Source organism: Sphingobium sp. JS3065 (assembly GCF_026427355.1).
Classification (GTDB): domain Bacteria; phylum Pseudomonadota; class Alphaproteobacteria; order Sphingomonadales; family Sphingomonadaceae; genus Sphingobium.
This window is the reverse complement of the sequence record NZ_CP102664.1, coordinates 895178-916090: the sequence shown is the minus strand read 5'-3', so window position 1 is coordinate 916090 and position 20913 is coordinate 895178. Positions and strand designations below refer to the sequence as shown.

General features: G+C 62.0%; 32 protein-coding genes. 4 read left to right on the top strand and 28 right to left on the bottom strand.

From position 1 onward, the window contains the following. Positions 1-17: 17 nt before the first annotated feature. A complete protein-coding gene (locus NUH86_RS04545) occupies positions 18-317 on the bottom strand; it encodes a CopG family transcriptional regulator (RefSeq protein ID WP_013846862.1) in 300 nt (99 codons plus the stop codon). A gap of 464 nt (positions 318-781) precedes the next feature. On the opposite strand from NUH86_RS04545, the gene NUH86_RS04540 reads away from it, so the two are divergent. Then, positions 782-1105 carry a hypothetical protein gene (locus NUH86_RS04540; RefSeq protein ID WP_013846863.1) on the top strand — a complete coding sequence of 108 codons (324 nt, stop codon included), beginning with the start codon at positions 782-784 and terminating at the stop codon, positions 1103-1105. Positions 1106-1269: 164 nt separating this feature from the next. Here NUH86_RS04540 and NUH86_RS04535 read toward each other — a convergent pair whose 3' ends face one another. The 3 genes from NUH86_RS04535 to NUH86_RS04525 form a co-directional block, all read right to left on the bottom strand. After that, the gene (locus tag NUH86_RS04535) at positions 1270-2295 is read right to left on the bottom strand and encodes an SLOG family protein (RefSeq protein WP_013846864.1); all 1026 of its coding nucleotides are present in this window, start codon (positions 2293-2295) and stop codon (positions 1270-1272) included. Between the two features lie 83 nt (positions 2296-2378). Further along, positions 2379-2852, bottom strand: a complete 474-nt coding sequence (locus NUH86_RS04530) for a DUF736 domain-containing protein (RefSeq protein ID WP_030538182.1) — start codon at positions 2850-2852, stop codon at positions 2379-2381. A 575-nt stretch (positions 2853-3427) separates the two neighbouring features. Further along, a complete protein-coding gene (locus tag NUH86_RS04525) occupies positions 3428-3664 on the bottom strand; it encodes a DUF5818 domain-containing protein (RefSeq protein ID WP_062116437.1) in 237 nt (78 codons plus the stop codon). A gap of 99 nt (positions 3665-3763) precedes the next feature. On the opposite strand from NUH86_RS04525, the gene NUH86_RS04520 reads away from it, so the two are divergent. Continuing rightward, complete coding sequence (locus NUH86_RS04520) at positions 3764-4159, top strand: hypothetical protein (protein WP_013846867.1); 396 nt, start codon at positions 3764-3766, stop codon at positions 4157-4159. A 293-nt stretch (positions 4160-4452) separates the two neighbouring features. Continuing rightward, positions 4453-4602 (top strand): hypothetical protein, encoded by a 150-nt coding sequence (locus NUH86_RS04515; protein ID WP_013846868.1) that lies wholly within the window; start codon positions 4453-4455, stop codon positions 4600-4602. Positions 4603-4627: 25 nt separating this feature from the next. On the opposite strand, the gene NUH86_RS04510 is transcribed toward NUH86_RS04515, so the two are convergent. The 3 genes from NUH86_RS04510 to NUH86_RS04500 all read right to left on the bottom strand — a co-directional run bounded on the left by NUH86_RS04510 (position 4628) and on the right by NUH86_RS04500 (position 6081). Next, positions 4628-5080, bottom strand: a complete 453-nt coding sequence (locus NUH86_RS04510) for a type II toxin-antitoxin system VapC family toxin (RefSeq protein WP_013846869.1) — start codon at positions 5078-5080, stop codon at positions 4628-4630. Then, complete coding sequence (locus tag NUH86_RS04505) at positions 5077-5391, bottom strand: type II toxin-antitoxin system Phd/YefM family antitoxin (RefSeq protein WP_013846870.1); 315 nt, start codon at positions 5389-5391, stop codon at positions 5077-5079. Before NUH86_RS04505 ends, NUH86_RS04510 begins: the two co-directional genes overlap by 4 nt. A gap of 87 nt (positions 5392-5478) precedes the next feature. Next, on the bottom strand, positions 5479-6081 hold the full coding sequence (locus tag NUH86_RS04500; protein ID WP_013846871.1) for a hypothetical protein: 603 nt from the start codon (positions 6079-6081) through the stop codon (positions 5479-5481). A 234-nt stretch (positions 6082-6315) separates the two neighbouring features. Between NUH86_RS04500 and NUH86_RS04495 the strand changes: the two genes are divergently transcribed. Further along, entirely contained in the window at positions 6316-6492 is a 177-nt protein-coding gene (locus NUH86_RS04495) for a hypothetical protein (RefSeq protein WP_013846872.1), read from the top strand. 111 nt (positions 6493-6603) lie between these two features. Here the strand turns inward: NUH86_RS04495 and NUH86_RS04490 are convergent, their stop codons facing one another. The 21 genes from NUH86_RS04490 to NUH86_RS04390 all read right to left on the bottom strand — a co-directional run bounded on the left by NUH86_RS04490 (position 6604) and on the right by NUH86_RS04390 (position 20902). Further along, a complete protein-coding gene (locus tag NUH86_RS04490) occupies positions 6604-7608 on the bottom strand; it encodes a hypothetical protein (RefSeq protein WP_013846873.1) in 1005 nt (334 codons plus the stop codon). Positions 7609-8036: 428 nt separating this feature from the next. Continuing rightward, positions 8037-9122 (bottom strand): hypothetical protein, encoded by a 1086-nt coding sequence (locus tag NUH86_RS04485; protein ID WP_013846875.1) that lies wholly within the window; start codon positions 9120-9122, stop codon positions 8037-8039. A 194-nt stretch (positions 9123-9316) separates the two neighbouring features. Further along, positions 9317-9718, bottom strand: coding sequence for a hypothetical protein (locus NUH86_RS04480; protein ID WP_030538185.1), 402 nt, complete (start codon positions 9716-9718; stop codon positions 9317-9319). Between the two features lie 51 nt (positions 9719-9769). Then, a complete protein-coding gene (locus NUH86_RS04475; protein ID WP_013846876.1) occupies positions 9770-10069 on the bottom strand; it encodes a hypothetical protein in 300 nt (99 codons plus the stop codon). Between the two features lie 321 nt (positions 10070-10390). Beyond that, on the bottom strand, positions 10391-10813 hold the full coding sequence (locus NUH86_RS04470) for a putative toxin-antitoxin system toxin component, PIN family (RefSeq protein WP_013846877.1): 423 nt from the start codon (positions 10811-10813) through the stop codon (positions 10391-10393). Then, positions 10803-11054, bottom strand: coding sequence for a type II toxin-antitoxin system prevent-host-death family antitoxin (locus NUH86_RS04465; protein WP_013846878.1), 252 nt, complete (start codon positions 11052-11054; stop codon positions 10803-10805). The genes NUH86_RS04470 and NUH86_RS04465 overlap by 11 nt, the downstream gene beginning before the upstream one ends. A 205-nt stretch (positions 11055-11259) precedes the next feature. Then, a complete protein-coding gene (locus NUH86_RS04460) occupies positions 11260-11784 on the bottom strand; it encodes a hypothetical protein (protein ID WP_119034652.1) in 525 nt (174 codons plus the stop codon). A 122-nt stretch (positions 11785-11906) separates the two neighbouring features. Next, the gene (locus NUH86_RS04455; protein WP_013846880.1) at positions 11907-12455 is read right to left on the bottom strand and encodes a hypothetical protein; all 549 of its coding nucleotides are present in this window, start codon (positions 12453-12455) and stop codon (positions 11907-11909) included. Beyond that, a complete protein-coding gene (locus NUH86_RS04450; protein ID WP_013846881.1) occupies positions 12452-12646 on the bottom strand; it encodes a hypothetical protein in 195 nt (64 codons plus the stop codon). The genes NUH86_RS04455 and NUH86_RS04450 overlap by 4 nt, the downstream gene beginning before the upstream one ends. Before the next feature lie 28 nt (positions 12647-12674). Continuing rightward, a complete protein-coding gene (locus NUH86_RS04445; RefSeq protein ID WP_232037383.1) occupies positions 12675-12917 on the bottom strand; it encodes a hypothetical protein in 243 nt (80 codons plus the stop codon). A gap of 13 nt (positions 12918-12930) precedes the next feature. Next, positions 12931-13131 carry a hypothetical protein gene (locus tag NUH86_RS04440; RefSeq protein WP_013846883.1) on the bottom strand — a complete coding sequence of 67 codons (201 nt, stop codon included), beginning with the start codon at positions 13129-13131 and terminating at the stop codon, positions 12931-12933. After that, positions 13128-13556, bottom strand: a complete 429-nt coding sequence (locus tag NUH86_RS04435; protein WP_013846884.1) for a hypothetical protein — start codon at positions 13554-13556, stop codon at positions 13128-13130. The genes NUH86_RS04440 and NUH86_RS04435 overlap by 4 nt, the downstream gene beginning before the upstream one ends. An 84-nt stretch (positions 13557-13640) precedes the next feature. Continuing rightward, complete coding sequence (locus NUH86_RS04430; protein WP_013846885.1) at positions 13641-14111, bottom strand: hypothetical protein; 471 nt, start codon at positions 14109-14111, stop codon at positions 13641-13643. Positions 14112-14113: 2 nt separating this feature from the next. Then, positions 14114-14650, bottom strand: coding sequence for a hypothetical protein (locus NUH86_RS04425; RefSeq protein WP_013846886.1), 537 nt, complete (start codon positions 14648-14650; stop codon positions 14114-14116). Positions 14651-14693: 43 nt separating this feature from the next. Next, complete coding sequence (locus NUH86_RS04420) at positions 14694-15284, bottom strand: DUF1419 domain-containing protein (protein ID WP_013846887.1); 591 nt, start codon at positions 15282-15284, stop codon at positions 14694-14696. Positions 15285-15358: 74 nt separating this feature from the next. Continuing rightward, positions 15359-17059, bottom strand: coding sequence for an ATP-binding protein (locus NUH86_RS04415; RefSeq protein WP_013846888.1), 1701 nt, complete (start codon positions 17057-17059; stop codon positions 15359-15361). Positions 17060-17207: 148 nt separating this feature from the next. Beyond that, positions 17208-17648 (bottom strand): hypothetical protein, encoded by a 441-nt coding sequence (locus NUH86_RS04410; RefSeq protein WP_013846889.1) that lies wholly within the window; start codon positions 17646-17648, stop codon positions 17208-17210. A gap of 2 nt (positions 17649-17650) precedes the next feature. After that, positions 17651-18169, bottom strand: a complete 519-nt coding sequence (locus NUH86_RS04405) for a hypothetical protein (RefSeq protein WP_013846890.1) — start codon at positions 18167-18169, stop codon at positions 17651-17653. After that, positions 18166-19647: a DUF3560 domain-containing protein gene (locus NUH86_RS04400; RefSeq protein ID WP_013846891.1), complete on the bottom strand. Its 1482-nt coding sequence runs from the start codon at positions 19645-19647 to the stop codon at positions 18166-18168. The genes NUH86_RS04405 and NUH86_RS04400 overlap by 4 nt, the downstream gene beginning before the upstream one ends. 131 nt (positions 19648-19778) lie before the next feature. After that, the gene (locus NUH86_RS04395; protein ID WP_013846892.1) at positions 19779-19973 is read right to left on the bottom strand and encodes a hypothetical protein; all 195 of its coding nucleotides are present in this window, start codon (positions 19971-19973) and stop codon (positions 19779-19781) included. Positions 19974-20140: 167 nt separating this feature from the next. Continuing rightward, positions 20141-20902, bottom strand: coding sequence for a hypothetical protein (locus NUH86_RS04390; RefSeq protein WP_013846893.1), 762 nt, complete (start codon positions 20900-20902; stop codon positions 20141-20143). Between the last annotated feature and the right edge of the window lie 11 nt (positions 20903-20913).

Genomic DNA, 20913 nt, shown 5'->3' with positions numbered 1-20913 from the left:
GGGATCCGCGCGCCGGGTCATGGCTGTTCGTCCGGTGAGAGCAGCCCCTTTTCGAGGAGCAGCGCCCTGGCGTCGGCCATGCCCTGTTCGAGCGTCTCGGGCGACCGGCGTCGCACCGATGCCGCGAGGATAGAGAGCGTCTGCAGGACGCAGGAGAGGATTTCGTCCTGCGTCGTGTAGACGTAGCCGCCGCGGGGATCGGCGGTCTGGTCGATCGCGGGGCGGAGGAGTTCGGCGACGCTGACGCCGACTTTACGGGCACGGCGCTGCAGCCGCTCGTAAAGGGCATCGTCGATCCGGATTGTGACCCTTGCCAAGGTGATGCTCCGACTGGAGCTTCGACAAGGAGGTCACGACGCACAGCAACTATAGCGCAGACAAGCGACGATCACAATAAAATCAGCGTGGCGGACGTGTCTGCCAGCCGGAAACGGCGGAATTGCGGGGCTTTTTCGGGCAATAGTACTGAGGCGGCAGACGCGTCAGCCAAATAACGTGAAATCTGGCTGACGCGTCTGCCAACGGAAACCATTGATTATAGGGCAGTTTCAGGCCACAGCACCCGTGCGTACGGTGCATTACAAACCGCGAAGCGCGTGCGTCGCTTGCCCGCAGCAACGGAGTTGCTGCGTCATCCCTACCGCTGCCGGGCGCACCCATTGCGGTGGTGGTCGATGTGGGGAGATAGGTCGCGCTATGCGGTGGGGTCGCTTGTGGCGCGGGTGCGCCTGTGCGACAAGGATCGCGTGACGAGCGGGCCAGCCTGAGAAGGAAACTGGTCATGCCTAAAATGTCTGAACGCGATAGGCTCGCTGATCTGGAAGATCGCGAGAAGAGGATTGCGGTCGAGAAGGCTGCGCTACGCAAGCGGCTACGCGATCGCTATGCGGCAATGGTGACGGCGCTGCCGGTCGAGCAATTGACGGAACGCGAGTTCCGGGACGTGCTGGGCCATGTGTTGCGGTTGGGCGGCGCTGCCGCGCTGGCTGCGCTCAAGGGGGCGTCGGGTGCCTCCGATGCTTCCCATTCGGGGAAAGCGCCAGCCGCGCCAAGGCCCGCAAAGGGGGATGACGGTGGGGCGCTCGGCCCTTCGGTGGGGGCGTGAACCTGTCGGCCCTTCCCCTTTTGGTTCTTCCCGCCGCCGCGCCGTCAGGCGCGGCGGCGGCCGGGGGCACGACAAAAGGCCAGCGCGCGGGGATGCGCGCCAGCCTTGGCGGGTCTCGTGTGATGGGTAGCGCGGCGCTGGGGGAAGCGCCGCGCCGTTTGGTTTCAGGCGCTGCGCCGTGCTTGCCTGAACGTGTCCCCCTCGCCGTTCTGCGGCTTGCGGGATGCGGGGGCATCCTTGGGCTTGCGGAAAGCATGGATGGGAACGCCTTGTTTCCGCATGGTCTGATAGAGATTGGCTTGGATGCCGGACCCTTCGCAAAGGACGGCTTCCACCGGCTCAAGCTCGCCCATCTTGCGGTTTCGCTGATAGGGAGCCTTGCGCCCGCCTCCATAGAGGCCATAAGCGACAACGGGGACGCCTTCCCGCGCTGCCCATGCCGCCGCGATGGCGTCCGCCCCTTTCCGCTGCCCGGTGGTAACAAGCGTCATATGCGGAACGCGGGCCTTGATCTCTGTCAGCTTCGCCCAAAGCGGTTCCCATTCGTCCCAGATGGCGGGGCCGGAAAAGATGACGACGGGGCCTTGCGGCTGGTGCTTCTCGCGCTTGGCAAGGGCGCGTTCCTGCAAGAAATCCAGCGCATTGATATAGCTTGCGGTGGTGACGGATGACGCCTTGCTGCCCTTGGTCGGTGCCCATGCGCGACGCCAGCAAGCGCGATACATGGCGGCGGCATAGTCGCGCATCGTTTCGATGGCGGCGCGCTGTTCCGCAAGCGAGCGGCATTGAAGCTGGGTATCCTCAAGGTCTTTGTTGAATACCTCGCCCGGTTCCATGCACCGCGTCATATCGCGGATTTTGTCGGCTAGGCGATCCTCCCGGCGCTCCACCGTTCCAGCGACAAAATGGAAGCTGTTGACGATACCCCAAGCAATATCCGGGGCGAGCGGGTCAAGCCGCGTGTCCGTCAAGAGGCAATAAAGCGACGTGATAAGTTCGCCGCAAACCTTCTGCGCGGTGAACGGTTCGGGCATCTCATGTTCGCCCGGTTCGTCGCCGTGTTCGATGATGGACAGCGGCAACGGATCGCCAAAGGATGCTTCAAAAGCGGGGGTTGCGGTTTCCTCCGCGATAAGTTCCGGCAGGTCGGCAAATGTGCTAACGGCCTTCTTAGCTGACTTCTTCGTCATGGGTCTGACTCCTGATGGCAGGATGATCGGTTAGGGTCCGGGGAAGCGTTGCTGCGCTCCCCCGGCCCGTCTTGGTCCGGTTCCTAGACTCTCACCTCGTCGTCAAAATCGGATGCGGCCCCTTGGCTGGACAGTCCGCCGCTTCCATCGGCGGTGCTGTCACCGAAACCGTAGTCATCGCCACGGTTGCCGGAAGGCGCATTGTCGCGGGGGGTGCGAATGGCGGGGCCGAAATCGTCGCGCTCCTGCCTGCGCCATGCCACCCGATAGCCTTCCTCCACCGAGCCGAAAAGCGCGATGGGCAGGGCTTCGGGCATCGACGGGTCATCAACATGGCCTTGCAGGAAAACCTCGCCGGTTTTCTTGGCGACGGCTTCCCAAAGCGCGCCGACCTGAACGACACGGCCCCCGACATTGGGCGCGATGATCTCATAAGCCGGGGCCAGTTCGTTTTCGCTTTCCACCGGGCGCAAGGCCAGCTTGGGCAGGTCGATTGCGCGGGTGGCAATCCATCCGATGATGCGGCCCTTGTTAAGGTTAAACTCACCGATATTCATAGCCTTTACTCCAAACGATGCTTCCGGGGCCAATCCCCATCTGCACCTATACTTATACCCCCTCCCCTTTTTCGAGTATATTCTATTGTTTTCTTGACAGTATTTCATCGCATTTGGTGAGCCAGAGCCAATAATACGGACGCGGTAGCGTCTCGAACAAAGAAAAATATGGCGAAGCCATTCCTTCCTGATCAGCGGAGGACGCGACGGTGGCCGTCTGTCATCGCATTCGGAGCCGCCGTCGCCGGGGCTCAAGGGTCAGGGCTGGTCGGGGCAAGCAAGGGACGTCGCGCTGCGGCCTTTAGAAAAGCTTGGAGTAGAAGGGGCCTGCCGACCGCTTACCCCAAGCGACAACGTCGGCAGGCCCCTTCTACTCCTAGGTTTTCTTGGCCGGAGGCAGCCCTTGCTTGCCCCGACCAGCCCTGGCACGCCGAGACCCTGCGAGGCGGCGCAGAATGTGATGACAGACATCGTGCGACGCTGATTGCGGGCCGAGGCGTCCTCGCCGAGGTCCGCGGCGACGGTGCCGCAAGCGCGACGTTTGAGGAAGGAAACAGAGCGTGCCTCTGGGGATGCTACGCCGGCCCGAGCCAGAGAACGTCGAGGAGGCTGGGGCTCGCCTTGCGTCCCTCGACGACGACGACTGCGTCCACCAGCGGCGGGAAATCCTGCGCGCCATTGAGGCGCCAGACGTGGCCATCCTCCATATCGAGGAGGAAACCGCGCTCGGTTCGACGCAGGCGTCCCCGGAGACGCAGGGGTGCGACCGTCCCGATCACGGCGCGGGATGCCGGCCGATCGGGGCGGCCCATGCGGAAGACGGATTCATGACCGCGTTCCCGTTGCGAGGATCATTTCCATTGTGACTATGTTTGCCCTATGTTCCAGTGATGGATGAAAGGACTTTCCCCATGATCGCGGACTATCTCGCCACCTTCGATTTCAACCTGTCGCTGATCGATGCGGTCAACGACCCCGACATCGCGGATGTGCGCAGCCAGATCGCCGCCCTCGCGCTCGGGGAAGATCTCGACAGCGGCTACTATGCGACCCAGGAACTGGCTGAGGCCTTTCTGGAGGCGGCCCGCGAAGCCAATGCCGAGATCACCGATCCCCATAGCCCCGCGCGGGAGAAGCTGGTGGATATCCTCGACAGCGGTCCACCCTATCAGCGTAACCTGTTCGACGCGGTAGCCACGTTGCCGTTGGCGGACGCTGCGAGCCATCTCGCCTGGCTTACGGGTGTAATGCGTGATCGCGCGGACATGTATCGGCCGGTCGAGGCGGCGCGTCTATCGACACGCTGAAGACCCCGCACCCACCTGCGGCATCCGGTAATTTCGCTCGGAACCGACTGGCAGTTGCTGCCCGGTTGGTTTAGAGGAGCGTGTCCGCCGGTGGCGGGCCGGAGAGTCGAAACTCCGAACAATAGAGTCGGCGCATGCCTTGCGGCCGGATTGCCTGTATTATGTCCAGGCTCCGGCTAAAGATCAGGCACGCGTTCTATTGTTCGCGTCTTTCGACCGTCCGGCTCAGGGGCCGGCATCCTCCTCCGGGGAGGGTGCCCGCCGACTGAGCGCGACGGGACGGAGAAGCACACATGACAGACGAAGAGCCAAGGCTGGAAAACGCCATCAAGCACATGGAGGCGGCACTTGAGTGCCTCGTCGACCCCAAGGACCAGGTGGTGGCGATAAGGCTTTCGCACGCACTTGACCTCGCACGGGAGCGATTGCTCGAAAGAACCTGAGGAAGGATATCCTTCCCCCAACTGGTCAGGATAGCGCCAGTGTCGTGGGATCATCCTCCCACGGATTGAATATGGCCGCACCGCTGTGACGCACATCCTTGACGTTGCGGGTCACGAGATAAAGCCGGTGCTCGATCGCGGTGGCCGCCAGCATCGTGTCGACAACGCTCGGTGTATGGCCCGTGCCTAGCTTGACGTCGCCGGAGATTGCTCCCCATCGCCGGATGATCGCGTCATCAAGGGACAGAATGCGACCTTTGAAACGCGCTTCGAGTGCATCGCGAGCCCCGATATAGCGTGACCGCTCAGAATGGTCGGCAGGTATGGCGTGGATGCCCTTGTCATATTCACCGAGCGTCAGGATGCTGAGGAACAGCGCTTCTTCGGGCTGCTCCGACGCCCATGTCTTCACGCTCGGCGCGCCGCCCGGATTGATGAGCGCGGCAATCACATTGGTGTCGAGAAGCCAGCCGATCACAAGACGATATCCCGTCCGCTATCGCGTTCGCGCGTCAGATCGACGCCGTCGAGGTGCAGTCCTTCGAGAAAGGCGACGAGCGGCTTCTTACGCTCGGGCGGCAGCAACCTTTCGAGTTCGTCGGCGCTGATGATAACGACGGCATCCTTGCCGCGGACCGTGACGCGTTGCGGCCCTTCGCTGCGGGCCAGGCGAACGACCTCGCTGAACCGCGCCTTGGCGTCTTCGAGCTTCCATCCGCGCGCCGCTGGTGGAAGCCTGGAACCACCTTTGCGTGCGGGGCCGTCACCGGCCCGTTTGGGTGTAGTCATGAGAATTCTCCATCTGACCAGCTAGTCAGATATAATGGCCCAGCTGTATCGGCGCAAGCTCGATCCGGCATCGGCGGGTCCCGTGCGTCATGCTGGCCTGATCCAATCGCGGGCGGGTGCCCATCCGAGAATGTCACTGCCGCTGTCGCCGACGGCCTCGCCCGATATGTCCCGCCAGGGCGATCGAGGCCGATAGACCGGCATATAGCGGGCGGTGAGCACTTCGAACGTAGAGCAGATATAGCCGCTGAGACGGATGGCAAGAACGGGCCGATCGTCGTCCGGAAGGCCTGTGAAGACCGAAAGGAAGCCGGGCGGGATCGGGAACAGCGTGCTTTCGATCATGGCGCGGGCAAGCCGCGTCTCCAGTTCGCCCGCTTCGGAGCCCCAGGGATGAGCATCGATGTCGAAGCGATCGACGGCATCCGGCGACGGGCGGATCGAGAATTCACCAGACCAGCAGCGACTGTCCGGGTTCAACGCGGGGACCTCTGCCTTGGCGGCGTTATTGCCCGTATCGGCACGAAACCAATCCGCCATCGCCGGCGTAAGCTGGCCGGTCAGGGCCCATGCCTTGATAGGGTCCGGATCGCGCTCGGGAAATTCGACAAGCCACCATTCGGCGCGATGATGGAGAATCACGCCATAGCAATGACGCTCGGCCGAATTGGATTCGGGACACTGGGTCACGGATACCTCCTTTTTGCGGGCTTGAAGGCCGCAATTGCCCCCATCGGCACAGCCAGGCCGTGCGGCGACGGTGATCGGTGGTTGCAACCGCGCGTCGTTCACGCCAATCTGGCGGTCAATCTTGTGAATTCGCAGCGACAGGCGTAATCGGAGCGTCTCGGACCTGTGAAAAACGGGCGGTCGCCTATCGCCGCTTTGAAAAAGAAACAAAGTGCTCCGACAGGGATGCTCGTGATGAACCTGCCTATCGTGTATCAGCCGCATGCCGTTTCTGATGACGGCGCAATGAGCTTCATGCTCTTTATGGCGGATGCCTGGGCCAAGATGCAGCCGAAGAAGCTAACGCTCGCAGATATGGACGAGTATTGGAACTTCTGTCGGGATGACGAGGTGAGGCGGGCGAGGAGATGATTCGATCGATGGGCAAGACCCTGCGTGGCGTCCTCGACCTTATAGGCCGGTGAGTTCTTCGCACACCGCATAGGTCAGCGACCGAGGCTAAATTCACCAGGACCTGCGTTACTACGTGGCGCTATAGGTTTCAGCCGCCCACTGCGCGACCCACCCTTCGGTGATTTGCTCGTGCGCGATCTCCCCTTGTTCGATCAAAGTGCGGATTTCCGCCCGGGCGAGATCGAGTGCTCTGTCCCATGCGTTTCCGGCCGAAAGCGCAGGTTTCGTGAGCGGCAGATGATGCTGGAATGCGGCGTCGCCCCCGTCGAGCCGGGCCTGCTGCCGGCGTTGCCATCGCTCCATATGACCGGCAACGAACTCGTCGGTCTTCGAAAAGCCTTCGCGCCACGCCTCGATCCGCGCGGCCAGAGAATAGGCGCAGGAATCGAGGCTGGCGATGCGATGCGCAAGCGGCCGCAAATAATGGAGGGCTGTTCCCTTCACACCGAAAAGGTGGAAGCGGAGCGCAGGGTCTGCGTCCCGGTCGAGCCGGCTTAGCACCGCGAGAAGCCCATCAGGACCGGACACCGTGCGGCGGCACATGGAGCCGATACCGACAACCATGCCTGGCCGAAGGATACCGGCAATGCCGTCGAGGCATCGCAGATAGTCGTCGGGATGCCGTCCCTGGATGACGGGCATGAACCGGGCATCGATTCCGCGATCGGCGGCTCTTGCATGACAGGCATGATTGAGCGCGATGGTGCGCGAGATACGGTCGAGGACTTCGTCGCGGTCGCGGGCAATTTCCTCTTCGGTGCACAGGTCGAGGCTCGCGAAGCGCCGAAATGGGTAGCTTGCGGCCAGTTCGATATAGTCATCGGCCGTCCAGGGCAGCCCGCGGTAGCGATGAGCGACGACAAAGCCGGCGGAGTCGAGGTCGATCGACACCAGGCGCGAGGCATTGGCCAGCGAACGCAGGTTCCAGCCCGCCCAGCGCGCATAGCCCTCGCGGCGATCCCATCGCGACAGCGCGTTCGCTGAAATGAGGACCGGATAGCGCATCTCGATCGCGCGCTGGAGAAGCGGGCCACGATTGAGATGCGGGAGGCCGACGATGATCTCTATGTTCATGCTGGCCTCCGCGACGTCACGCTTCTCAAGCGAAGGGTCGGTGAGACGAAAGACGGTTACGCTTGCGGGAGCCGGAAATCCTCCTGCCCTTCTAGAACCAGCTATTGCAAAGGTTGCAACGACTCCACCAGTAACCGTGCTTGTCGCCGACCTTATAGGCGTTGATGTTGAACCGCTTGCCTGTGGGGCTCGTGGGATCATCGTAGCACTCGGCTGCGCCGCAGTTGGGGCAGGTAATGCTGTCGATTACGACGATTTCGGGGATGTTCGTGGTTTGCTGGCTGCTGGACATGGTTGGTGAACTCCCAGATGAAACTCATCCACCAACCACCCCCTTTCCCCCTGTGGAGAGCGCGAAGGGCGCCATGTTGCCGCCCTGTTGTTGCACCAGTCTGTCGCGCCAATGAGCGGGCCGATATGGGGCCGGGTTAGCCCAACCCGGTCACCAGCGCATGGGCATCGGCTTCGCAGGCCGCCGCTCCAAGCCAGACGGAACTGCCATCGCGGCGTCCGGCATAGAGTCCGAAGAACTGCGGCGCGACACCCACCGTTTCGGCGGACATGCGGGCGCGCGAGTCCTGCACCAGGCCGACGATATCGACGTGGCCATTCCAGTCGACAGGCAGGGGCAGCAAGGGACTGAATGCCTGGTTCTTCGAGAGCCCCTCGGACCATTCGGGATGATGATCGTCGAGAAAGGCGGCCACGATGCGGAATGCGCCGCTGTGGTCATTATGGATCGCCTCCAGCAGCGGAGGCATCGCGAGCAGCTCGTCCATCATGCTCCGCACATAGATTTTGAAGACAGGATCCTGCCGCCGGCTTCGTTTGGCGGTAGCGAGTGCCGTCTGGAGTTCGAAGAGTTGGGCGCGGGCGTGTGCGAGCGGCGTTCCGGTTGTCAGGTCGGGTTGATCGAAGATGTTCCCGAAGCGCCCGCCCGTCGGTGCCGTGCAGGTCTGTTCGAAGATCGTTACCGACAGCGCGTCCCAGCCCGCGGTCGATATGGCTTCCGGATTGGTATAGAAGTCGGGTTCCATGCCGGACAATTGATCGAGGGCATCGACCCTTATCCGGGCATTGGCGATCCGACACGAACCTGCTTTGATATCCTTTTCAAGCGCGATCTGGAGTTCGATTGCGGGAAGCGCGATACGCCGCGGACCATTGGCGGGGTCATGAGGAAAAAGGCCACGCCTTTCGATCAGCTGGTCGATCTGCGATGCGTCGCGTTCATCGGAGCGTTCCTCGAACATGTCGGCGGCAAGGGTATGCCAGACGGAAAGCGTGAATGTGTCGAACGGAACGATCTGGCGCGCGGCCATGCAGTCGTCCTCGCTTTCCATATATTCGACCCAGAGATCCCCTTCACCAAGGGCGTCGTTTTCAGGGTCATAGGCAAGCCTGCGCGCAACCATCAGCTCGTTGCTGGACAGCGCGACAAGATCGGCGGACGGCTGGGAGGAAGTGTCGACGGCGGGTTCGGTCGCGGGACCGGATGGCTGATGGATGGGCATGGGTTGTTCCTTATGGAGATCGGAGGATCCATGATGGCCCCTCGCCCATCACCTCCTTCCTCCTCTTCTGCGGTCCAGACCCGCTAGAAAATGCGTCTGGCGGCAAGCTCGTCCGACAGGCGCATGGCGGGTTTCCCAAAGTGTGGTTGCTGTGCGTGATCTCGCTCATCGTATCGAACGGGTGGAAGGACAATCTACAGGTCCGACCGGCGCCAGACATTCTTGGCGCTATCGGCGTGAAAGGCTGCGAGGCCCTGTCCATCCAGTTCGGCCTCGACGCAGCAGGCAAGATCGCCGGTCTCGCCGATGCCGGGCCGCTCATAGACATAGAGGTCGAACAGTGCCGTGCCGTTGGCGAGCGTATGACGCTCACGGATGCGCGACCAGGGATGTGTCGTGTGCAGATCGGTATCTTCCCAGTCGGGATCGTCGGTGATCGCACGAATGTTGAGGCCAGCGGCGCCGGTGGCGAGGTTGACGCGTTCGGCAATCTCGATTGCGAAGCGACGGGCGGAACTATGCCGCCGTGCAATCTGTTCGGCGGTCGAACGAAGCTGGCGGATATCATTGGCCGTCAGCCGGACGGTGGCTTGCATGTCGAAGCTCCTTCAGTTCGCGGGGATGTCCCAGCGCATTGCTGCTCGTCCCTATCGGTCGGGAAGCGTGATCGTGACGCCTGCGAGGAAACCGCTTTCGTCGACGGCCACGCCTTCGGGCAGCGCACCCATGCGGAGGAAGTTCGCGATGCCATTCTCTTTCAGGGCGCGCGTCACCATGGCGAGGAACAGGTCGCTGTTCGCATAGGCTCCGAATTTTCGTGAGCGGCGAAAGGCGTTCATATCGCAGAGGTGGCGCGCGATGCTGGGGATCTTGATCCGGCGATACGCGATGGTGTCGTCCGTGTAATAGATCGTCACGATTTTCGCCCGGAACTGGATGGTGAGCATAAGAACCTCGCAAGAAATGGCGGGATTGCGTCCAACGATGGACCGTCAGCGATCAGGAAACGCCGGCGTTGAACCGCTCGAGCCAGCTTCCGATGGTCGGGAGTTGATCGGGCGGCAGCCTCGCCACGACGTCGAGGAAGCCGATGAGATCGGTGGACGCTTAGGCAACGATATGATCGAACTCGTCGGGATCGAGCAGGCGCCGGTCGCAGATGAACTTCGTCATCGAGCCGGGCCGCACCTCCCATTCGCGAAGACTTTGCGTCGAGGAGTGCCAGAGTCATTCGCAGCTGCGCTAGCGTGGCGCCGCCCGGGTCAGACCTATGCGGAAATCCGCTTCAGCATGTCCGCCGGCGTCAGGATCGTAATCGCTGGCAATCCCTGAATGTCCAGCAAATCCCTGTCGCCACTCACAAGCCAACGGGCCGATCCGGCAATGGCGGCGCGGATGAACATATCATCATCCGGATCTCGGCTGCTGACCGGAAGAGCATCGTCATTCAGTTCCACCCAGTCGGCGATTGCACTGAAATCGTGTAGAATCTGATTTCGACGCTCGATGGTCAGATATCTGTCGAATTTCGGACGCCAAAGACGGGAACGAAATTCCTCGAAAGTGGCCTCGGCGAAGATCAGCCGGGCATGGGCGATCACCCAGAGCGTCACCCTTGCGGGGGTCGAATCTGCTGAAAGCGCGGCGCTGATGAGGACATTCGTATCGATAACGAACCTGTCACCCTTCATCGGACAGCAGACGCTCCAGTTCGCTATCGGTAAGGCCCTTCTTCGCGGCCTCGTTGGCGGTTTCGCGTAGCGTGCTGGCGAGCCTGTCCGCGTAGAACGCCCGCATGGCTGCATAGTCTTCCGGGGAAACCATCACACCCACAACCCGATTGCGGCGGGTTACGCGCACCGGCTCGCGCTGTACGCGGTCGATAAGTTCGCCGAAGCGGGTCTTGGCTTCGTTGGCGGTGATGGTCTGCATAGCTGCCTCCATTCGACCGAATTGATCGAATCGTTCGATTCACTATCTAAGAAGGAGAAGCCTGTCTTTCAAGCGGTCTGTGCGCCGGCGCTTGCGCGCGCGCCGTGCATGACGGCGCTACCAGCAGTCCGAAAAATCGGGAGCCAGCTGATAGGCGCTGTCCCTACCCGCGACGGCAATATGTCGATGTCAGAAGAGGGCATGATCACACTCCATCGCTATGGATAGATGACGCCAAAAACGCCATCCGTTCCGCATCGCTGGCGAGGGTGACGAAACGGTCTTCAGGGCGAAGATAGACGACGACATACCGCCCGCGCTCGCATAGTCGCCGGATGTTGGCGCGACTGCCCTGACTCGCTCCGTCCCATATGACGAATCCGACACCGGCGAGGCGGCACATTTCCCGATCTTTTGCGCTATGGAAGGCGCGCGTGCCCGCAGGAGCATCTGCTCGGATCTGCCGGACCGGCCATATGCCGATATTGTGCCGGGGGACGGAACCTCCGCAGAAGATCGTGACGTGACGCACACCGCAATCGGCAAGAAATCGTTGGACGGCCGCATCCGCGCCAGGGGCGTCGCCGATCACGACGGGTAACTCCTTGTCGATGACGGCGCCGAGCCGCTTCATTACGCTGGCCGGAAGCTGTCGGATGGAGAGCGATCCGGAGATGAATATGGGCGGCGTGGATACGCGATGGTATGTGGCAGAATCGCTGGCGGTCATGGCAAGCTCCCAGGGAAGTTCACCGCCAGCCCCTCCTACTCCCCTCCTTGCGGGCCCTTTCGCAATGGCCGATCCTGTGGTCCCCTCCGAGGGCGCGCGCATATCTTGCCGGCGCGATCCCGTCATTCTCGATGTTGCGCGATGATCCGTCGGGCGAGCACCTCGATTTCCTGACGATCGGCGGTTTGCGTGCAATCGCCCGGATAGACGATGAGATCGTCCGCCGCCGCGCTGCCCTTGCTGATGTATATCCGCCAGACATTCCGGCGAATTTCTGCCTGCTCACGCGCTTCGGTCAGAGGATTTAACAGGTCCGCCCACTGGCGCCGGTCGGGGTCATCGGAGAGATCGGTCCAGTCACTCAACATCCCCCAAACGGTATAGCCGTCGATCTGGGCATGATGCTCGCGCGTTGCACGCCGCTCGGCCTCGCGTTTCGGTGCGTCGCGTCTTGCCTTGGCCTCCGCCTGTTTCCAGCGGACCGACGACAGACCCTGTTCGAGGCCCTGGATGACGCCGGCCGCCACGGCTTCCTGTCGCTTGGGCACGATATAAGAGTGGTGCGCGGCCGCAATCTGTTCAGCGCCGTATCGCGCGAGCGCAAGCAATGCCTGCAGTTCGGTCTTGCTGAGAGTGACCCGAAGGCCGCTCGCCATCGCGTGCGTTTTCATGGGCGGCGTTCCTTGTGCCAGGGTTTGAGGCCCGCGAGCGGGAGCTTGTATTCCCGCGCGGTGTGATGACGCTCCTCGGAAAAGAAGCCCCAATGGCCGGTCGATGAATATCGCAGGAAGAAGAGCTTCTCGTTTTCCTCGGTCCTGATCCACATACCCGGCTCGATCGGGTATCGATCGGCAGCGTTCATTGGCGCCTCCTCGACGATAGGATTTGTCTCAGGCGACGTGCAGAACGAGATTTTCGTCCCTCGCCGGCCGGGTCTCCGTGACGCGGAACGGCTGGAGCGGGCTGCCGGTGCGGATGACATACTGGTTGCGGCCGGTGGCGCTGCGGCGCTGAATCGCGCAGGCATATGCGTGCTCGGCGCTCGCCAAACGCTCGCGAAGGGGAGAGAGTTGGGCCATGATATCCTCCATGATGTTGAGGTGAGGCAGCTTTGCTGCCCGGTAGGCAGGCATAGCCGATGCGGGATCAGCCTTGTCGGGACGGGCCTTCCTGATCGTCGGAGGCAACCGGGCGACCGATGCTGTCGATCACGATGCGAGCCGATTTCTCCCAACCGGCCTGATCGAGGATATCGGCGGCTTCCATCCTGGCAGCATCGAGTTCGCTCTGGGTAGAAACGAGCGCTACTCGCCTGAGCGCGCTAAGCGCCAAGTGCATCTCGATCATGGGGAGACCGCCTCCACGGCGATGCGGAAGGCGGAATGATCGTCCAGAACGAGGTAGATTTGCGTGCCCATTTCGATCTCGCAGATCGCGAGGCTGTCGATATTGGCGCTGGTTCCGTAAACTTCCGAGATCACATGCCGCGGGCGGTCATTGGCACAATCGCCGCCCTCGTCACACTTTTGGGCATGGGTTTCCAGCAGCTCGGAGATCAGAGCAGCAATCGTGCTGGAGCGGGTCGGATTGTCGCTGCCGCTGTCGGTCCTGTCGATTACCTCGCGCAGAATCGGCGTCAGCGCGTCATTGATCTGGAAAAGCAGATCCGACCTTTCACTATCGCGAAGACCGTCCAGCACAGTGTCGGGAATGAGGTCGTTGACCGCATGGGTAGCGTCATCGACCAGCGCGTCGAATTGATCGTCGTTCATCGAAAATCTCCTTCGCGGGCGCGACCGGACGCGGCGCACGAGGTGTCCGGTGCTATGTCGGGGATGGACGGATTGTTGGCGGCCTCAGAGCCGCTTCATCATCCTGGCCCGGACGCTCTCGATCCATTGCGCCGGGTTGCTATGGTGGTCGAGGCACTCCTGCGATCGCGCGAATACCCTCTCGGTATCCGGCTCGATCATATCGAGCGCGTCGCCATATTCGGGGTGATGCGCGCCTTTAGGCTCGGCGCTTATGATCCCAGGCTCGCCGCGATCTGCGATGAAGAGCGGATATCGGTTTTCCAACAGCACAAGCGTAACCTCGACCGAGCTATCCTCGATCTGGAGGCAGGGCGGGCTTTCACCCGGATCGAAGATCATGCGAATGCATTCCCCGATGTCGGGATCGTCCTCGGTCCCGTACATCTCCTCGAAGTCGCCCTGATCGGCTGTGCCGTTCTGCTCCTCGTAGGTCCCGTATGCGTGCTGCCAGAGCTCCTTGGCGTCGAACACCTCGACATGGAGGGTGACGCGTGCGTTGATGCGTTCCGCCATGATCATGCTCCTGCCCGCAAGGTTTGCAGCGTCTCCTTCATGAGCCACCGGGTCGAGCCGCCGAATATCTCGGTATCGGTGACGACATAGTAGCCGCCTCCGAAACCGTCAGCGATGTCCTTGTCGGCCACCTCCGCCCATTGAAAGCCGAACGGCAGCGCGGATTTGCAGACTTTCTGGATCAGCGATGCGAGGGCCGGAACGTCGGCTTCATGGCCGCTGATGAACGCGAACTGTGTCTTGGCCTCCGGGTCGCCTTGAATGATGAGATCGGCATCGAACTCGGGAAAGCCCGGATCCGACCAGAGATCGAGAAAGTCCGCGAAAGGATCTTCCTCCTCCGGTTTGTTCGGGAAGGTGTTCCTGAATCCCTCGCTAAGCGACGCGTAATAGGTCTTCACCGCTTGCATCCCGTTAGACGAGAGTTCGGCGAAGTCGCTGGACAGTTGGGTCGATACGGCGAAGCATTCCTTGAGCAGGATTGCTTCCTGCGGCATCAGCGGAATGGCGAACGCCGTTTGCAGATAGTGATTGGCCATCTTTCAGCTCCTGGATGGAAAGGATGGAACAGCACCCGGCAGGCTAGATCGCCGGCCCGGACGGCAGCCGGTGGTCGATCTCATCATCGGTAAGGCGTTCGAGCAGTTTCAAAGCGGAACCGCCGTCCGGTTCACAAATGACGATCGTGCGTTTGCCCCGGTCTTCCGGGGGCCACGCATCGGGATCGGCCTCGCCTGCAAGACCACGAAAATCAGCGTGCGTGCGCGACCAGATCAGTTCGAGCTTCTGCTCGCGGTTCATGCCCCGAGCGGCGGCTGTCTCATGGGCTATGATTGCCGCCCGCATCGCGTCGGGGCTATGGCGATCTCCAAGATTGCAATAACCGGTAAACCAGCGCTTGCGTCCGATCGTGATGGCGAAGAAGACCGAACCGACGAAACCGGCCTTGAGTTCAGACCAGGCGAACATCCCGGCGCGCATGAAGAGCGGCGGCAGTTCCCCGAGCATGGATTCGTAGGATTCGAGTTCAATCTCGAACCATGTATTCTCAAATGCCTTCCCCGAAATGCGATCCTCGAACGGGCAATCGGGAACGCGGTTGAACAGTTCGAACATCTGCTCGCGCGTCGCGACGCCGTCGAAAATCTTCCTGAATGGCAGAGCCTGGGTCATGGGACGATTCCTCATGGACATGGCGTGCCGCGGCGCGCGTGATGACGCGCCGGGCAGGCCGGAAAGAGAATGGGTTATTCGGCGGCGCTGAGAGCGGCCTCGTCGTCATTGTCCGCGAAGCTGGCCTCGACCAGATAATTGACAGCCTGCATCCGGATTGCCCGATCCTTGGGGATCAGCCAGGCGACATGCTCGCGGATCGCCTCGCGGACTCGTTCGAGGACCGCGGCATCTTCGCCGAGCAGCAACATGTTCGCGGTAAAGCGCGCCTGCATGTCGAATGCCGCCTGCTGGGTATGATAGCTGTCGGCATCACAATCGTCGACGTGGTAGAAGCAGGCGGCTTCGAGCAGCCAGGCGAGTTCGCTGGGTGTGATCGTACAGTCGGCGCTGAGCAGGATGGCGACGTTCTCCAATTCGGTCGAGCAGTCATCGGGAACGATCAGCACATCCGCAGGCAGCGAGAGGATTTCGGCAGGTTCCTCGGAAACGGCTGACGCCTGCATGGCGATTTCGAGTTCGATCGCGTCGACGCGCCCGGAGACCAGGACCTGCGACAGCTGCGTATCAGCCGCATAGTCGAAGACGTCGCCCTCGCCCCGGTCGACCCGGAAGGACCATCCGAGCACGCGCGGAAGTTGATCATACCAGGCGTATCCCGCGAAATCGTCGACGGGCTCGACCGGGGTCGCGCCGTGCAATTGTCCCGACGCGAGGGCGCGCGCGGCGCACTGCTCGATATGGGCCTGGTCGGTCGGCATCAGGATCATCGGTTCACCCGCCACCCGCTCGCCGAACATGGTGCTATCCGCTTCCGCGGTGCGCGGCGTCCAGGCCGAGAGCCAGGGCGCGGCTTCAGGGAGGAACACGCCGAGCGCCTTGGCCCGCAGCCAATGGGCATGGGACAGCCGATGGTGACCCTTGTGGGCGATAGTGCGGAAGATCGCCGCCTCGCAGGCCTCGTGCAACGCCTCGAGCGCGGGCCCCTGCACCATTTCCTTGCGTGCAGGTAGCACGAGTTGCAGGTGGCCTGCATCTATGATGTCGACCTTGGCATACCAGCCAGGATCTCCATCCCCGTCATGGATATGCGGCAGCCGGCAAGGCACCGTGAGACCATGGAAGTTGATCCGCGCCAATTCGCGTGGAACATGAATGGTGTCGCTGTAGATGCCGATGTTGCACCCGTTCCATTTCTCGACGCGCGCCGCACCGGCGAGGAAGCTTTCGTGGGGTTGCCTCTTGCCGTCGAGCCAGACCGGCACCGGGCAGAAGCGCGCGGCGTCCTTCACTGCCTGCTCGAGTGCGTTCACCCAGTCTTCGGCCATGTCGACCTCGATCTCGGTGCCCTTGTCGATGGCCGTCGGCGCAAGATCGAGCGGCATGCCGCTTTCCCAGGCGTCGGGGGTGATGGTCACCTGCCAGGCCGCGTCCAGTTCGGCCGCGTGGGAACGGACCGTGACATGGCGCCCCGCAAGGCTGAATACGCCCATGCCCGCTGGATCTTCGGATCGGGCGATCTTCTCATCCCAACCGGAGTCGCCCAGCGTCAGGAACTTGACCGGATCGGCGATGCCGCACCCGTCGTCACGAATACGCAGCACAGGCCCCCGATCGCTCTCGATCCGGGAAATATCGATCCGGGTGGCGCCAGCCCGGCGTGCGTTCTGGATGGCCTCGATGAGACACGCAGAGACCGATCCGTCAAAAAACCTTGTGATCCTTGTCAGCAGGGAATCTCCGACCGTGGTTTGGATAGTGGTGGGGAAAGTCATGTGAGTCTCCGGAAATGCAGCGATCTCATCGTCGCTCCCACATCCCGCCCCCTCCCCTTCATGGCGCAATTGCGCGGTCGAGACGCGGGAAGTCGACGGAATCCTGCGATCGAGGAATGGGCGAAAATGGGATCGGCTGACCGGGCAGTCAGGCGGCGATGCGCCGATAGACGGACTCTCCGTTGGAGAAGCTGCCCAGACGGACAAGCGTCGCGAACCGCTGCTCGAATTTTGGCCCGATCCGGTCGAACCATTGTTCTGCCAGCCCTTCCCGGCCGGCGTCGATGTCGTTCCGCAAAACCACCCAGTATGCGATGCAGCCACAATATTCCGAAATGCCGAAGCGGGCATAGCCGTTCATGGCGACAATCCGGTCTTCACGGTCGATCCAGCCGTCATGGGACCATGCCGAAGGATAGAGTGCGAGCACCTGCTCTCGAAAATCCGCGACGATGAAGTCCCAATCGTCCTGTGCGGCAAGTTCATCGAAATGGCGGGTGTCAGGATCGTCATCGTCCTCGATCCAGCCCGCGTCCCACTGTGCGAACGCGACATGCGCTCCGCTGGGATAGGATACCGAGCGCCCCATGATCAGTTCCCCTCGTCGGCAGACGGCCGCCATGCGGGCGGCTGGGCGGTGACTGGTTCGTCGGTCGGAGCACGATCGGGATCTTTCGGCACGGGTTCCGGCCTGATCGTGGGATGAGCAGGATCGGACCAGTCGATATGATCGATGATCCAGCCTGGCACGTAATCCCAATCGAAAGACAGATCGTAACTGTCGGCAACCACGCTCCACGCCGCCTCGACCGCGCTGGTCCAACCCACGACTGTCAACCGCAGGTCAGCTGTGCCGACCGCATTGCAGGTTCCGCAGATGGCCAGCGCCAAGGCGATGGCGCCCGGGTCTGAACTGGGATGATCGCGCAATGTCAGCACAGCCTCCCAGAGGCAGGCAGCGGTCTCAAGAGCGGATTCGACACTGGCCGTCGGCATGACGCGGCGTTGGGTTTCCGCAGCGGGCACGATCTCAGCCTGTGCGAAAACGCTGCGCGGCTGGACCGCAATCCGTGATGGCTCTGCGGGCCGGGAAGAGACGCCGGTTTTCATGCTGCGGCCTCCTCGGCCGCGGCATGGCGGGCATCGGCTTCCAGAGCGTCGAGGTCGATCGGCAACGGCTTGCCCGGTTTGTCGGTGATGACGACGACGGCGTCCGGCTGGTACATTTGGAGGCCGAGCCCAGCGATACGGATGCGGGCGACAGGCTCGCCGGACCGCACGCGCTCATGCCCCTGCCATTTCATTCGCACGGGGCGACCGTCGGCAGCTATCTCCACCGTTTTGAACACGTCATAGTCGCCCTTTGAATTAGCCGAATAAAAGGCCTGCTCCGTCTCACGGACTTCGTTGGGCTTGGCAGCACTTTGCTTGCCCTTGCGGGCTGCGATCATGCGCAGGTTCCATATCTCCTGAAGTTGTTCGGCCTGCTCGCGCGATGGATTGATCAGCGGTACTGTGCCCGGCTTACCCGCCCGGCGAGCCTTTCTCTCCGGCACGGTGTAGCCGCAAGCCTGCATCAGGTCGCGCCAGTCATCCTGGTTCAGTTCAAGAGAGGATGCCGACGCGATATGCGCCGGAAGCGGAACCGGGCTTTCGAGCCGGAAACGGCCCGCAGCGATCACGGTGCATTTGGGGCTTTCGGCGCCATGCTCGCGGGCAAAGGCCTGGATGATGACCGGGGTGAACTCGCCATCATAGCGAGGCACATCGCCCAGCATGGAACGCTCGAACGCGAGCCGGTGCAGGATGTGCTCGATCCAGCGGCGGCGGTTGGGGCCATTGACGGTGACCATTGCCCCGTCGATGCACTGTTGCCGTGCGTCGCCGGGCGCGATCTCGCCCTTGTCGACCTTGTAGTAGAGATCATAGCCCGACCAGAGTTCACGGGAATCCCTGTTGCGGAGCGCGTCGCGGATCTGTTCGTCGGTCGTGATTTCGTCCCAGATCGCCAGTGCCGTATGGGCTCTATTGATGCCGCGCTGAAAGTCTCGCAGCTCTGCCAGCAAAGTCTTGATCCGGTTGGCGCGGACGCGCGGGTCATTCTTCCTGCTGGCGTAATGCTCGGCGCTGCTGGCGCGGCCGAGCCAGTAGCCTGCCGCTTTTTCCGCCTTTACGGACGCCGTCATGGCCGAGTGCATGCGTTCCTGGGTCTTGCGCGCCCCACGTTCGCTATGATGGCCGACCAGGATCGGCTGGCCCATATAGAAGGCCTGCGACAGTTCGTCTGCGCGGCGTGCGAAGGCGTTGGATTGCGCATGGCGCTTGTCTGCAAGATCTTCGAGCCGTTCAGCTTTCATCGCGGCGCGCTCGGCCAGGGTCATCTCTTCCGCCTCGATCTCGCCAGCCAGTTTGATGGCCAGGTCCTCGCGTTGCGGAGTCCACCTGGGAGCGACGAAAAGCTCCTGCTTCGGAGCCCATTTGAATCCGGCCTCCTTGACCTGTGCATAGGTTTCCGCATCGAGGCGCGATGACGCGTAAATGCGGATCTTGTTGTCCTCTGGACTATAGGTTGCGGTAAAGCTGATCATCGATCGTCCTTTCGAGGGCCCCGCGGTCATCAGATTTCGGGGCGAAGCGGTGCATCTGTGTTCCCCGGAATCATGAAGCCCGGCGCGATGGCCGGGCTTCATGGAAAACAAGGAATGTCGGTGTCGGGGAGCTATTCGCGCAGGTCTCCGGCGGCGAGATCGCCAATCCAGGAGGCCCCCTCCTCGAAATCGGCGTCGTCATCTTCGACCAGGGCGGCGAGCGCGACAGCGCCCGTGCGGCCGAGCTGACCGAGACGCTGAATGGCGGCATAGGCAACCGGAGCGAGCTGCTCTGCGGTTGCGGTATCGATATCGGAAGTGGTCATGCAGAAATTCTCCAGATTGTAGAGGGCTGCGGTCGGAAACGACCCGCAAGGGGTCATGCGATCCGGCGCGTCCGACCAGTCGCACCAGGATTTCTAGGTGGCCGGCTCAACCGCCATTTCAGGCGAATTCGACGCCGACCTCATTCACCGCGGGTTTCCGCTAACGCTCATGGCAGGCATTCCGCCGTCATCTGCTTCGTGGCTCGGTGGTCCGCAGCATTGGCTGCATCGAGGCGGGCTATCCATTCCGGATCAATGCAGGCGCCCTCAACTGCCCAACAGCTGACGGATGCGGAGACGGGATCGCCATTGTCCTGTGGGACCATGAGGAGGCCGTCGGGATCGGCGCCCTCGACATCGTAATCGACAATGCGCACCGTGATCGGCCGGTCGGCGACGACACCCTGAACAAGACCGCCATCAAGCGTGATGACGATATTGGCTTCGAGAGGGAGCTGCTCGGCGCCATTGATCCGCATGCAAAGATCCTCGATCTCGTCCGGGTTCAGTGGTTCGTGTCGGCCGAGATTGCTGGCAATGTCAGGATCGGACCCACAGTGGCGTCGCTGGTGGTCGCGCAACGCGGCAAGCACGGTCGAGAGTTGCCGATCGTTAAGTGCGAGAACCGATATCCCCTGGAGTTCGGCCTTTTCGATCCACACATTGAAGCCTGCGGTTTCGGCGAGATCATCGGGGTCTATGTCGGCAATTTCGATGCTCTGTGCGGTGAGGTGGCGGAATTGCACGCCGACCAGCCCCAATTGCCAGCTGCTCGTATCGACTGGCGGCAAGCCCTCGGCATCGAGGTCGGCGCGGAGCTGGTTCACCATATCGGTCGCGGCGATCTGTGCTTCGTGTTCGCTGGCGTGATAGCTCGCGATCTTCGACGGTGCTGAGAAGTGCGTTCCGTTGGCGACGAAAATATCCATGTCGAATTCTC

Excerpts from the sequence above, each read along its gene's own strand:
- NUH86_RS04540 (WP_013846863.1), top strand. The coding sequence starts at position 782 with ATGCCTAAAATGTCTGAACGCGATAGGCTCGCTGATCTGGAAGATCGC.
- NUH86_RS04535 (WP_013846864.1), bottom strand. The coding sequence starts at position 2,295 with ATGACGAAGAAGTCAGCTAAGAAGGCCGTTAGCACATTTGCCGACCTG.
- NUH86_RS04530 (WP_030538182.1), bottom strand. The coding sequence starts at position 2,852 with ATGAATATCGGTGAGTTTAACCTTAACAAGGGCCGCATCATCGGATGG.
- NUH86_RS04525 (WP_062116437.1), bottom strand. The coding sequence starts at position 3,664 with ATGGGCCGCCCCGATCGGCCGGCATCCCGCGCCGTGATCGGGACGGTC.
- NUH86_RS04520 (WP_013846867.1), top strand. The coding sequence starts at position 3,764 with ATGATCGCGGACTATCTCGCCACCTTCGATTTCAACCTGTCGCTGATC.
- NUH86_RS04515 (WP_013846868.1), top strand. The coding sequence starts at position 4,453 with ATGACAGACGAAGAGCCAAGGCTGGAAAACGCCATCAAGCACATGGAG.
- NUH86_RS04505 (WP_013846870.1), bottom strand. The coding sequence starts at position 5,391 with ATGACTACACCCAAACGGGCCGGTGACGGCCCCGCACGCAAAGGTGGT.
- NUH86_RS04495 (WP_013846872.1), top strand. The coding sequence starts at position 6,316 with ATGAACCTGCCTATCGTGTATCAGCCGCATGCCGTTTCTGATGACGGC.
- NUH86_RS04490 (WP_013846873.1), bottom strand. The coding sequence starts at position 7,608 with ATGAACATAGAGATCATCGTCGGCCTCCCGCATCTCAATCGTGGCCCG.
- NUH86_RS04485 (WP_013846875.1), bottom strand. The coding sequence starts at position 9,122 with ATGCCCATCCATCAGCCATCCGGTCCCGCGACCGAACCCGCCGTCGAC.
- NUH86_RS04480 (WP_030538185.1), bottom strand. The coding sequence starts at position 9,718 with ATGCAAGCCACCGTCCGGCTGACGGCCAATGATATCCGCCAGCTTCGT.
- NUH86_RS04475 (WP_013846876.1), bottom strand. The coding sequence starts at position 10,069 with ATGCTCACCATCCAGTTCCGGGCGAAAATCGTGACGATCTATTACACG.
- NUH86_RS04470 (WP_013846877.1), bottom strand. The coding sequence starts at position 10,813 with ATGAAGGGTGACAGGTTCGTTATCGATACGAATGTCCTCATCAGCGCC.
- NUH86_RS04465 (WP_013846878.1), bottom strand. The coding sequence starts at position 11,054 with ATGCAGACCATCACCGCCAACGAAGCCAAGACCCGCTTCGGCGAACTT.
- NUH86_RS04460 (WP_119034652.1), bottom strand. The coding sequence starts at position 11,784 with ATGACCGCCAGCGATTCTGCCACATACCATCGCGTATCCACGCCGCCC.
- NUH86_RS04455 (WP_013846880.1), bottom strand. The coding sequence starts at position 12,455 with ATGAAAACGCACGCGATGGCGAGCGGCCTTCGGGTCACTCTCAGCAAG.
- NUH86_RS04450 (WP_013846881.1), bottom strand. The coding sequence starts at position 12,646 with ATGAACGCTGCCGATCGATACCCGATCGAGCCGGGTATGTGGATCAGG.
- NUH86_RS04445 (WP_232037383.1), bottom strand. The coding sequence starts at position 12,917 with ATGCCTGCCTACCGGGCAGCAAAGCTGCCTCACCTCAACATCATGGAG.
- NUH86_RS04440 (WP_013846883.1), bottom strand. The coding sequence starts at position 13,131 with ATGATCGAGATGCACTTGGCGCTTAGCGCGCTCAGGCGAGTAGCGCTC.
- NUH86_RS04435 (WP_013846884.1), bottom strand. The coding sequence starts at position 13,556 with ATGAACGACGATCAATTCGACGCGCTGGTCGATGACGCTACCCATGCG.
- NUH86_RS04430 (WP_013846885.1), bottom strand. The coding sequence starts at position 14,111 with ATGGCGGAACGCATCAACGCACGCGTCACCCTCCATGTCGAGGTGTTC.
- NUH86_RS04425 (WP_013846886.1), bottom strand. The coding sequence starts at position 14,650 with ATGGCCAATCACTATCTGCAAACGGCGTTCGCCATTCCGCTGATGCCG.
- NUH86_RS04420 (WP_013846887.1), bottom strand. The coding sequence starts at position 15,284 with ATGACCCAGGCTCTGCCATTCAGGAAGATTTTCGACGGCGTCGCGACG.
- NUH86_RS04415 (WP_013846888.1), bottom strand. The coding sequence starts at position 17,059 with ATGACTTTCCCCACCACTATCCAAACCACGGTCGGAGATTCCCTGCTG.
- NUH86_RS04410 (WP_013846889.1), bottom strand. The coding sequence starts at position 17,648 with ATGGGGCGCTCGGTATCCTATCCCAGCGGAGCGCATGTCGCGTTCGCA.
- NUH86_RS04405 (WP_013846890.1), bottom strand. The coding sequence starts at position 18,169 with ATGAAAACCGGCGTCTCTTCCCGGCCCGCAGAGCCATCACGGATTGCG.
- NUH86_RS04400 (WP_013846891.1), bottom strand. The coding sequence starts at position 19,647 with ATGATCAGCTTTACCGCAACCTATAGTCCAGAGGACAACAAGATCCGC.
- NUH86_RS04395 (WP_013846892.1), bottom strand. The coding sequence starts at position 19,973 with ATGACCACTTCCGATATCGATACCGCAACCGCAGAGCAGCTCGCTCCG.
- NUH86_RS04390 (WP_013846893.1), bottom strand. The coding sequence starts at position 20,902 with ATGGATATTTTCGTCGCCAACGGAACGCACTTCTCAGCACCGTCGAAG.